This is a genomic window from Agriterribacter humi (assembly GCF_009192765.1).
GTDB lineage: Bacteria > Bacteroidota > Bacteroidia > Chitinophagales > Chitinophagaceae > Agriterribacter > Agriterribacter humi.
In genome coordinates this window covers 1-8,285 of sequence record NZ_VOHQ01000025.1, presented here as the reverse complement: position 1 = coordinate 8,285, position 8,285 = coordinate 1, and the positions used below count along the sequence as shown (strand labels likewise).

Genomic DNA, 8,285 nt, shown 5'->3' with positions numbered 1-8,285 from the left:
GTAAATCTGATGTGTAGCCGGTGTAATGTTTACCGCATGTGGATGAATATAAAACGTACACAGTGTATTTCATATAGCAGAAAAGCCCCGTATGGAGCTTTTGTAGCGGGATGGGGAGTTGAACCCCAGACCTCAGGGTTATGAATCCTGCGCTCTAACCGCCTGAGCTACCCCGCCTGTTATAAACTTTTCCTGCATTAATTGAATCACTCTTCGCGGAGGGTAGAATTATTCTCCCTCTTTATTTCGGGCAGCAAAAATAGGGGATTTATCAGTATTTCTTAAGATTTTCCTGAACAAAAGCGTATAAAAAAGCAGGTGATTAGACAATCACCCGCTTACCAAAACATGAGAAAACTTCTATTCCTTCAACTTAGTTAATATGATCCAGGAATGAGTTGAAGGTTAAATTTTAGAAAAAAATCCCCGGAGTGATTTCAATATTTTGATAAAGGAGCTGGCTTTAAGCACACTTTATGATTTTATGATTGGCCGGCACTCCTGTATGTCTGCGCGTAATTTTCATATGCTTCATTCTTAAAATACTGCGGAGCATTAATAATCCCGGTAAGTACAGTAAAGATATCGTCATCCCGGAAGTTATACCTGAACTCACATTCCTTAATATGCAGGTACAAAGTACTTTTATTCATACCCCTGAATTTTTGCAAACGGCTTTTGGTATGCTTCCAAAAACCCGTAATTTCTGGCAGGGCATTTGAAAAAGCCGGAATTCCTGTATTAGCATCCAGCCAATACAAACGCCAGTCATTAAAATCAGCTATTGCATGATATCCTTCGAAGAGGGGAACTGAACCTCCATTAATCGCGGCATCATCTTTACCCTGTAATTGCAGTATTGATGCCTGGCAAATATCCTTAAGCCATGCAGTGGACACCTTTCCTTTGTATATATAAAACCCGTAGTATGCAGGATTATTTACAGGACCGCATGTTACATCCGCAGCACTATTCGCCGTATTAAGTGTAAGTGAGCGCTGACCAGAAAAAAGACTGGCTTCACAAAAGGAAGCAATTGCTGAACGAATAAGCCTGAAGTAATTATTTACAGTTACCCTGCTTACGCCGCTTATGCCAGCTATCTGGGTAGCAGTAAGATCATCACAAAACAGTTCAAGTATTTCCCGGCATTTCCTGTCTGACAAATGCCCTCCTTTTAGCAGTTTATAATTCATAATACAACAGTTAATACGAATGGTTTCGGATTTAAAAATCCTTAGAAAACATGGCAGAGAAAACATAAAATACACCAACGGGAAAAAGCCGGGGGTAAACGAAGTATACTAGATTAATTTACCATTCCGATAATTGTGTCTGTTATACACGCTGCCACAGTAATAAATTGGCTCCTTTAACCGGCTGTTTATTTTTACGGGTCCTCTTCTATATTAAACAATGAAGAAGACTATATGTTACAATGATATGAGCATCGGTTCCAAACCGGGTAATAACGGTAATTATATAAGATGAATGAAAAAAGGGGAGGAAGATGTTTGCACTCAGGATTGCAACATTTTGTTGATAACTGCTGCAACTTTTGTTGAATTGGGCATCATAGCCTGTGCTAAAACAAGGTTCAGGGGAACAGCGGGAAGATTTAGGATATCCAATAACCTCTGCCGCCATATCCGGCCACTGAAAACATTGCCGGGATATACGTCCTGACAATGCTTCAGCGAATGAACTATTTGGGTATTCCCGGAAAGAACAATACATTTTCCATGTTGCTTCACTGTGGTAAAAACCAAGTCATCATCAATAGGGAAAAGGGAACGAAGATCAACAATCTCAACCTGACCAGGAAACTGGCGGGCAGCAACTTTAGCCCAGTATACTCCTATTCCGTAAGTGATACCGGAGTCCCCCCTTTGCAATTCCGTGGCGGGCATTGCCTGCATGCCCCGCGGCGCTGCTTTGATGGATAATAGCAGGCTTATCATTTATTCTGCAATTGGGGTGCGCACAATATGTTCTTCCTCCCCTAAATATATCATTCTTTTTAGCGGGCAATCGCCGTATCAGTTCCAAAGGTGTAAATCCCAGTCCAGGCAACATGCTGTCATCGCGGTAATAAGGACTTACATAATCAACGGTAATAGTTGAAGGGCTGTAGCTAACTCAATGGCTTCATGTCCGCGTGAGGTTGAATGAACATAAATGCAGTTTTGTCCGTTCTTTTCACAGGTTTCTGCCATGGCTTTTGCCGTACACATCAGACTCCAGGCTTTTAATAATATTTCGGGATTGATCATATAGCCAGCTTAAGAATAAACTGTTCACCTTCCCCTTTAGTTGCTATAGGCCCCTGAAATCTATGGCTTCTTTATATATACTTCGATGGTTCCGGGACGGTTTCCACTTCTTGGTGCATCAAAAACGTCTACTTGCTGATAATATGCTTTTAAAGCATCCCGTACAGCAAAAGGAAAGAAGTTATTCAACTCAGGAATATATTCAAACAATACCAGGTCGTAATAATTATTACGAATCCGTTCTTCATACATATGTAGCTGGTTGTTAAACATCCCTACTCCTAAGTGATGCCATAAAGGAGCCGCAGAGTTTTTCTCTAACGAATAAGGTAACTCTTTGGCAAGAAAAGTCAGTTCGGACATGTTTAAAACTTTAAGGTTTTTCCTCAATTTTAAAATGTCTGTACTCATTAGACGCTTAATCCCGTCAAGTGTGGATTGTGGTAATTTTATTTTCTTTAAGCTATATAAATCCGAGGTTACCCAATTACCCTGATTGCCCTCATCGTCCTTTTCTCTTAAAATAAAATTATGCATGCCTACCAGGTTTTCACCGCTCGCTGATAACGCTACAACTCCTTCATTTTTCCTCTCAATAAATAGCCGCTCTACATATTTCCAGGGTAACTGACTCCACCATAACGATATTCCTACAAATAAAAAGACAATAAAAATGCCTTTCTTTATATTAATATTCAAATAGAAAGTAAGTTGCTGAAAAATAAAAACAAAGGCAAAAGTGTGAAAAAACATATTCCCCATGCTTGGTATATAACTGGTTACTTGCAGTATTGTAGCCATGCATAAAATACCTGCCGTGAACAGGAAAAAAAGCATATATTCTTTATCTTTTAAAAGGTTCTTCCATGTCTGGTTTTTAAGCTTCACCATTACCAATAAAAGAATTATAAAAAAATAAAACTTTATCCAGATTGAACCATTTAGGAAATCATTCGTAATATCACTGTAAGAAATACGGGCATTGTGTGGAGATTGTCCATAATTAAACCAATATGCAAAATTATATTTATACAAAACCAATACTGCAATACCAATAAATAAAACTGCAGTTCCAATATATATACCCAATGGCAACCATCTTCGTTCAAGCCAACAGCAATATATCAATAAAGAACAACATAAGATGAATATTAGGCCTCCACCATCCTGCTTGGTAAACAATGAAAAAAAAGTGAACAAAGAACCAAGTATCAGAAATAACCACTGCAAGCTATTGGTTTTACCAAAAATAGACTTTAAGACAAATGCAACACCAATGAAACCATACACTATCACGGTATGATTATACCAGGGCCAAAAATTCTGAAATGAAAAAGAAAGACAATACAAAAAAACGCCTGCAATTCTGATAGAGGGAGAAACAGATAGCGTTTTTAAAATTGAGCGTACTGCTAAACCGGAAAGGATATTGATAAATACTTGCGCTTTTACCAGGGTAATAAGCTGTGGACCTAATATTTTAAAGAAAATAGCAGGAATAACCCAATACATTCCGCCGAGCGGTAGACCGAAATCCCGGAAAGGCATTTGCCCTTCGCTTAACCGGTAAGCTCCTTCCCATGATAAATAAAGATATGCTCTATAAGGGAAGGTTATAAATAATGGGAATATTGCAAATGCTATAATAATTAGTACCTCCAATGATCGCTGTAATGTATTTGTTTTCATTTATTCAGATAAATTTTAAAAAAAAAGCAATAAATAACAATAAAAGCGATTATATAGAATTTAAAAATGAAAATAATAACGCGGCTTTAAGTTTGTTATTTGATTTGTTAATTTTATACATTTTACTATATATATTTATTACCCTGTAATCTCAATATAATTGTGGCTTATTTAAAATTATTACGCCCAAAAGATTGGGCCAAAAACCTGTTTTTGTTTATCCCTCTTTTTTTTTCCGGGGAAATTTTCAATTTCACTAAACTAATGAATGTTTCGGAAGGATTTATAGGATTTTGCTGCATTGCAAGCAGTATTTATATTATTAATGATTATGCTGATATAGAAAGCGATAAAAGGCATCCCCAAAAACGTAATCGCCCCCTTGCTTCCGGTAAAGCAAACACAACTATTGCTTTAGCCATTGCATTTATTTTGTTTATCACCGGATTTTTAATTGCACATAAGATTGGTAATCCTTTTTTTTCATTGCTGTGTATCTATTTTTCTTTAAATGTTGCATACTCATTCGGACTGAAAAACATCCCCATTCTTGATATTTTCATTATAGCTATCGGTTTTTCATTAAGGGTTAGATCAGGCGGAGCAATTGCGGCAGTTAATATAACTATTTGGATGAATATTATGGTTTTTCTACTTGCATTATTTATGGCAGCCGGGAAAAGAAGGGATGATGTATTGCTCACCATTTCATCCGGTATAAACATGCGTAAAGCAATGGAAGGCTATACCCTGGATTTTTTAAATACATTACTGGCCTTACTATCAGCAGTGATGATTGTTTCGTATTTTATGTACACAGTATCCGACAGGGTAATAGAACGCCAGGAAACCAGTAGGTTATACTTAACAGGCATTTTTGTAATGGCAGGCATAGTACGTTATTTACAAATTATTTATGTCCATTCCGATGCCGGATCCCCAACGAAAATTCTTTATAAGGACCGATTCATCCAAATATGTATTATCCTATGGATGATCAGTTTTTATTTTCTTATTTACCTGAAGAGAAATAGTTTTTTTCATATTCTGAACTTTTAAAAAATTTGATTGTAATTTGCTGTATTCTCATTACCAATATAACCGCTATACGCATGCCAACCCTACTAGTTCTTGGAGCTACATCTGATATAGGTACCGCAATCGCAAGATTATTTGCAGAAAGAAAATTTGCAATACAATTAGCTTCCAGGGATACACTGAAATTGTTACCACTTCAGGCCGATTTATCCATTCGTTATAATATCCATTGCAGCATCCATCATTTTGATGCCATTGATTTTGCCTCCCACAAGCCCTTTTATGATGCATTAAGCTCTAAGCCCGATGTCACAGTATGCGTTTTTGGTTATATGAACGAGAATGAAAAGGTTGCAGATGACCAGGATGAGACTTTAAAAACAATACATACAAATTATACAGGGGCTGTAAGTATATTAAACATCGTTGCTAAAGATTATGCATCGCAAAAGAAGGGCTCCATCGTTGGCATCAGTTCAGTAGCAGGCGAACGGGGAAGGCAAAGCAACTATATTTATGGAAGCGCCAAAGCCGGGTTTACTGCCTATCTTTCAGGACTCAGAAATAAATTACACGAAAAAGGAGTGCATGTTGTAACCGTACTACCCGGCTTTGTATACACTAAAATGACTGAGCATTTAAACTTACCGAAATTACTAACAGCGCAGCCAAACGATGTTGCCAAATCAATATACAATGCAGTTCAAAAAAAGAAAAATATTATATATGTAAAATGGTTCTGGAGATGGATCATGTGTGTAATCAGGCTAATTCCTGAGCCCATTTTTAAAAAAATGAAATTGTGAAAAACTCCATCGCTTTCTTTGATTTTGACGGTACCATTACTTATAAGGATACTTTATTTGAAATCATTAAATATCAAAAGGGCAAACGGGCGTTATACGTTGGGCTAACTAAGCTTTCGCCCTGGCTGATAGCAATGAAACTTCGCATTATTTCAAACGCCGCTACAAAAGAAAAGGTACTTGCCTTCTTTTTTAAGGATACCCCCCTGCAGGACTTCCAGCGTAAATGCGACGAGTTTATTGCAACAAAATTACCTCTACTTATACGCCCTGACGCGTTGAAGGAAATCAATAAGCACAAACAAAACAACGCCACGGTTGTAATAGTAACTGCTTCCGCAGAGAATTGGATAGCAGGATGGTGCAGGCAAAAGCATATTGAATGTATTGGCACAAAGCTCGAAATAAAAGACGGAAAAATTACAGGTAACATAGATGGTAAGAATTGTAATGGTATAGAAAAAGTAAATAGAATTAAGGCGCTTTTCCAACTTGATGCATATGAAACCATACTGGCATATGGTGATACAAAAGGCGACAAGCCGATGTTATCGCTCGCCGCCTTTGCATATTATAAACCTTTTAAATAAATCCTTTCTAACCACAGTCCCGATAAGCAACGTGATTATCTACAATTTAATAATTTTCATTATAGATTTGTATTGGTAATCTATTACGACCTCGATAAAATAAACACCTTTTACTAACCCTGACACATTCAATTGATGATTAACATATATATCATCTTTAACAAACTCTGTTTTAAATACTTTCTTTCCATTCATATCGTAAACATTTATACTCGTTCTGCCTTTAGCCGGGCCTTGTAATTCTATCGAAGCTATTTCATGCACAGGATTCGGGAAGACCTTTATTACAGGTGAAAGATCTTGCCTTCCACCTGCATTGGTTACAATAATTTTCACTGTTGCCTTATCTGTTTTTCCCGTATTATCTGTAACCGTTAACTCAAATGTATAATCGCCAACTACCAGTCCAGATACCAGGGCCAAGTCTGACTCAGCATTGTCTATTTTAACATTGGAGGGTCCGGATAACATTACCCAACTATATTTTTCAATAGTTCCGAATTGAGCGTAAGACAACCCGCCATCTAAAAAGATATCATCGCTCGTAAGTGCTATTGTTCTTGTTTCCCCGGCATCAGCTACAGGAGGAGGAAGTATTATTGCTTCGTCTATTACTGTTATTGTGACATCGTCTGAGTTAGTAGCCCCATCCGAATTTTCTACAGTTAGTCTGAATACATATACACCCGGTTCCACATTCTGAATTGCCGGAGCTGTCGAATTTGAATTTAAAATTACAAGAGCACCTGGCCCGGAAATCTTTTCCCATCTATAGTTCTCAATTTTACCTTTGCGCGCATATGAGTTGCTTCCATTTAAAGTTATATGGCTCAATGGAAGCTGAACGGAGATATCCGTTCCCGCATCTGCCACAGGCGGAACAATAGGAGCAAGATTTACAATAACAGTAACACTTGCCATAGCTGAATTACCATTGTTATCCGTAATTTTTAGTTGAAATACGTATGTGCCGGCCACAAGCTCATCAACTGTAGTAACCGCATTGGTGACATTCTTGATCGTCCCACTTGAAGGACCTGATATTTTACTCCATGCATAACTATTTATTTGTCCTGCGGGAGCAGAAGATCGCGTTCCATCCAGCGTAACGCTGTTAGCCGGCAATGTGATTGTTTGCGCATTACCTGCATTGGCTACCGGGGGTAATGGCGCTGCTTTTACGGTTATGAATACTGTGGCAGATGCAACAACTCCTCTATTATCTGTAACTGTTAACCTGAACTGGTATTTCCCTTCTGAAAGCCCATTAACGGCAGATGTAGCCTGGAAAGCATTAATGACATTTCCTCCCGAAGGTCCCGACACCTTACTCCATTCATAATTTGTAATGCTGCCGCCGAATGCCGCAGATTTAGATCCATCCAAGCTGATGCTATTAACGGGTAATGTTACCGTTTGATCATTCCCTGCATCGGCAACCGGAGGTGGTGGAGCCGATTTTACTGTTACTGTCACTGTGGCTGTGGCTTTTCCACCCTTGTCGTCTGTTACCTCTAGTTGAAATTTATATGTACCTGCTATAAGTTCCGCAATTGTTATACTGGCATCAGCGCCATCTGGGATAGTACTTTCCACCGGCCCCGCAATTTTACTCCAGTGATAACTGACAATGTTGTTACCGGCAGAAGCTGAAGAGCCACTACCATCTAAGGTCACACTGTTATCAGGCAATGTGATGGTTTGGGCGCGGCCTGCATTAGCAACGGGGGGTAACGGCGCTGCCTTTACTGTGATGGTAACCGAAGCAGTTGACGTGGCCCCATTATTATCGGTAACCTTTAATTCAAAGGTATAGGTTCCTTCTGTAAGACCGGTTACTGCAGTAACAGCACTGCCCGCGGACATGATCGCTTCACCCGAAGGACCAG

8 protein-coding genes and 1 tRNA gene are annotated in these 8,285 nt (G+C 38.6%); 3 read left to right on the top strand and 6 right to left on the bottom strand.

What is annotated here, in order from left to right; all coding sequences use genetic code 11:
- Positions 1-103 precede the first annotated feature (103 nt).
- The 5 genes from FRX45_RS23035 to FRX45_RS23020 all read right to left on the bottom strand — a co-directional run bounded on the left by FRX45_RS23035 (position 104) and on the right by FRX45_RS23020 (position 3,962).
- Positions 104-177: transfer RNA gene (locus FRX45_RS23035), tRNA-Met, on the bottom strand.
- 305 nt (positions 178-482) lie between these two features.
- Positions 483-1,196 carry a hypothetical protein gene (locus FRX45_RS23030; RefSeq protein WP_152270843.1) on the bottom strand — a complete coding sequence of 238 codons (714 nt, stop codon included), beginning with the start codon at positions 1,194-1,196 and terminating at the stop codon, positions 483-485.
- Between the two features lie 324 nt (positions 1,197-1,520).
- Positions 1,521-1,961 (bottom strand): transketolase C-terminal domain-containing protein, encoded by a 441-nt coding sequence (locus FRX45_RS23025; protein ID WP_152270842.1) that lies wholly within the window; start codon positions 1,959-1,961, stop codon positions 1,521-1,523.
- A gap of 138 nt (positions 1,962-2,099) precedes the next feature.
- Positions 2,100-2,273 carry a hypothetical protein gene (locus FRX45_RS23425; RefSeq protein WP_193311826.1) on the bottom strand — a complete coding sequence of 58 codons (174 nt, stop codon included), beginning with the start codon at positions 2,271-2,273 and terminating at the stop codon, positions 2,100-2,102.
- A 60-nt stretch (positions 2,274-2,333) separates the two neighbouring features.
- Positions 2,334-3,962, bottom strand: a complete 1,629-nt coding sequence (locus FRX45_RS23020; RefSeq protein ID WP_152270841.1) for a hypothetical protein — start codon at positions 3,960-3,962, stop codon at positions 2,334-2,336.
- Between the two features lie 162 nt (positions 3,963-4,124).
- Here FRX45_RS23020 and FRX45_RS23015 point away from each other — a divergent pair, with 162 nt between their 5' ends.
- From FRX45_RS23015 to FRX45_RS23005, 3 genes are read left to right on the top strand one after another with little or no spacing between them, the layout of a single operon-like run.
- Complete coding sequence (locus FRX45_RS23015; protein WP_152270840.1) at positions 4,125-5,021, top strand: decaprenyl-phosphate phosphoribosyltransferase; 897 nt, start codon at positions 4,125-4,127, stop codon at positions 5,019-5,021.
- 53 nt (positions 5,022-5,074) lie between these two features.
- Positions 5,075-5,806 (top strand): SDR family oxidoreductase, encoded by a 732-nt coding sequence (locus FRX45_RS23010; RefSeq protein ID WP_152270839.1) that lies wholly within the window; start codon positions 5,075-5,077, stop codon positions 5,804-5,806.
- Positions 5,803-6,396, top strand: a complete 594-nt coding sequence (locus FRX45_RS23005; protein WP_152270838.1) for an HAD-IB family hydrolase — start codon at positions 5,803-5,805, stop codon at positions 6,394-6,396. The genes FRX45_RS23010 and FRX45_RS23005 overlap by 4 nt, the downstream gene beginning before the upstream one ends.
- 39 nt (positions 6,397-6,435) lie before the next feature.
- On the opposite strand, the gene FRX45_RS23000 is transcribed toward FRX45_RS23005, so the two are convergent.
- On the bottom strand, positions 6,436-8,285 hold a 1,850-nt coding region (locus tag FRX45_RS23000; protein ID WP_152270837.1), incomplete at its 5' end, for a T9SS type A sorting domain-containing protein.

What these genes read in the sequence shown, in the direction of transcription:
- FRX45_RS23030 (WP_152270843.1), bottom strand. Translation starts at nt 1,196, where the DNA reads ATGAATTATAAACTGCTAAAAGGAGGGCATTTGTCAGACAGGAAATGC.
- FRX45_RS23025 (WP_152270842.1), bottom strand. Translation starts at nt 1,961, where the DNA reads ATGATAAGCCTGCTATTATCCATCAAAGCAGCGCCGCGGGGCATGCAG.
- FRX45_RS23425 (WP_193311826.1), bottom strand. Translation starts at nt 2,273, where the DNA reads ATGATCAATCCCGAAATATTATTAAAAGCCTGGAGTCTGATGTGTACG.
- FRX45_RS23020 (WP_152270841.1), bottom strand. Translation starts at nt 3,962, where the DNA reads ATGAAAACAAATACATTACAGCGATCATTGGAGGTACTAATTATTATA.
- FRX45_RS23010 (WP_152270839.1), top strand. Translation starts at nt 5,075, where the DNA reads ATGCCAACCCTACTAGTTCTTGGAGCTACATCTGATATAGGTACCGCA.